Origin of the sequence: Achromobacter sp. SIMBA_011, from assembly GCF_046535435.1 — a bacterium.
Classification (GTDB): domain Bacteria; phylum Pseudomonadota; class Gammaproteobacteria; order Burkholderiales; family Burkholderiaceae_B; genus Achromobacter; species Achromobacter dolens.
On the sequence record NZ_JAWRWN010000386.1, the window covers coordinates 1 to 275 of the forward strand.

Consider the following 275-nt stretch of genomic DNA (forward strand, 5'->3'; position numbering starts at 1 on the left):
ATCGATCCCGCCGGCACGGTCTATTACTCCTATCTGAAAGGACCGGCCTTCGGGGAAACCGTCACGGGCGGCGCCTGGGCGGAAAGTGGACTTGGCGCTGCATTTACCCGCGGAGCTGCCAACGCCGAAAAAGCCGTGAACGACGTGGCGCAGACGAGTTTCTCCGGTCTGCGGATCGACGCAGCAACGAACGAGGCCGGCATTTATTATGGCATTCCGGTTGTCAAATTCGGCGCGTTCAAGGGCATCCTCCTCTTCCGGGTCAAGCAGGAGGT

General features: G+C 60.4%; 1 protein-coding gene. It reads left to right on the top strand.

The features are described 5' to 3' along the window. A partial coding sequence (locus tag SB816_RS31395) for a hypothetical protein (RefSeq protein WP_410548167.1) occupies positions 1–275 on the top strand: 275 nt, incomplete at both ends.